This is a genomic window from Oleiphilus sp. HI0043 (assembly GCF_001634935.1).
This window is the reverse complement of sequence record NZ_LWEY01001002.1, coordinates 1-1,718: the sequence shown is the minus strand read 5'-3', so window position 1 is coordinate 1,718 and position 1,718 is coordinate 1. Positions and strand designations below refer to the sequence as shown.

The window sequence follows — 1,718 nt, the reverse complement described above, 5'->3', positions numbered from 1 at the left end:
AAGCGGCCGCTCAATTTCTGAGTGGCTATCGTCATTACCAGCTTGTATTTTGTTGTTACTGGTTGTTGTTTTTAGTACCAGTAGTGATATCCATAATCAGATATTACAGGTTGGGGAGCATTACTGGCCGGGCTACTATAAGCTTCGAGTTGATCCTGTCGCACCTACCTGTGATCCAAACGTTAATGTTGAAGAGCAGTTGCAAGCACGTTTGGCTCAAACCGAAGATGATGATTTAGGTTTAGATCTATTCGATGCTGCACCTGTCGATCCGGACTTAATTCGTACCTCTATCGAGAATGCACGTCAGGATTGTCAGAATAAATTTACAGCTTACGAAGAAATAAGCGATCGTATTACCCCGAGCGTTGAAGCATTCAGAGCAGTAGAGTTGTTTGTTTCTGACGCGATAGGCGTTGGCTTAGTTTCCCAAAAGTTCATCCTGATAACCTTGATCTTTTTGTGTGCAATGACGGCAACCTTGAAGCGCCACCATATTGCCATGCGCCCGGTCTTGCACCGACTTGATCACTATGTGTCGAGCTCTGCACAGGTTATTGCTAATTGTGTTTTGTTGACTTCGGTTTTTGCCTTCCGGGAGTTGGCTCACTCAGATGGTACCAACCTCCCGTCTGAAGAAGCGATGCTGCATAACTTCTGGGTATATGGCATAGCCTTATTGTTGATCGTCAGTATCTACAATTTGATTAAGGTGCCTGCTCACCTAAAACCTGGCGGTAATATTGGCTATGCTTTGTTATCGGTTCCTCTCTATTCCACGATGGCCATCATTGCGGGTATTTTCTTCTTCTCTCATGGCCACATGCCAGGGATAGGTATCTATCTGAATACACTGATGGACCTGGCGGACATGTTCCTGAACGTTGGTTTGTATGTCTGGATAGGTATGCTCTTGAAACAAACCCGTTTTGCCGGTTTGGTTCTGAACCTGTTTAAGCCTTGGAAAATGCCTCCGGAAATGTTGGCTTTTGTTGTGGTTGTTCTTGCTGCTGTACCGACTGCCTACACAGGTGGCTCTGGTATCTTCGTTATCGCTGCTGGTGCAGTAATCTATCACGAAATTAGAGCAGCTGGCGCACGCCGCAATCTGGCACTCGCAGCCACGGCGATGTCAGGTAGTATGGGTGTTGTATTGCGACCATGTTTGCTTGTTGTTGTTATCGCGTTCATGAACCGTGAAGTAACGACCGACCAACTATTTGGCTGGGGTGTATGGGTCTTTGCGCTAAGTGCCTTTATGTTCTTTATTATGGTTATGTTTGTGAACCGTCAGAGCAAGATTCAATTAGCCTCTGTTGGTGATGCACTGCCAGAGACATTTTCGCAAATTAAGCCTCTCATTCCTTACATCCTTTGTATGGGTGGCGTTATTATGTTCTATAACATGGCCTTAAACGTTCAGTTGGATGAGTTCTCTGCAGCGCGAATCTTACCTGTGATGATGATCGTTATTCTTATTTTTGAACATATCACCAAGAAAGACATGGTGAGTGAAGATGGTAAGTCAACCGAGCCACATAAAGGTATTGAATACTGTGTGCGTACAGCCACCAACCAGACAACGGCTGAAATTGGTGCCCTGCTACTATTGGTAGCTTGTAGTATCTGTTTGGGTGGTATGATCGAACGAACCGGTGTTGTTGAGATGTTCCCAAGTGACTTCTCAAGTATCTGGACAGCAATGGCCCTTATGGTGT

General features: G+C 45.3%; 1 protein-coding gene. It reads left to right on the top strand.

Annotated features, from left to right (window positions below; all coding sequences use genetic code 11):
• Positions 1–1,718, top strand: a 1,718-nt coding sequence (locus tag A3729_RS32870) for a C4-dicarboxylate ABC transporter (RefSeq protein ID WP_068633807.1), incomplete at both ends; no start/stop codon positions are given.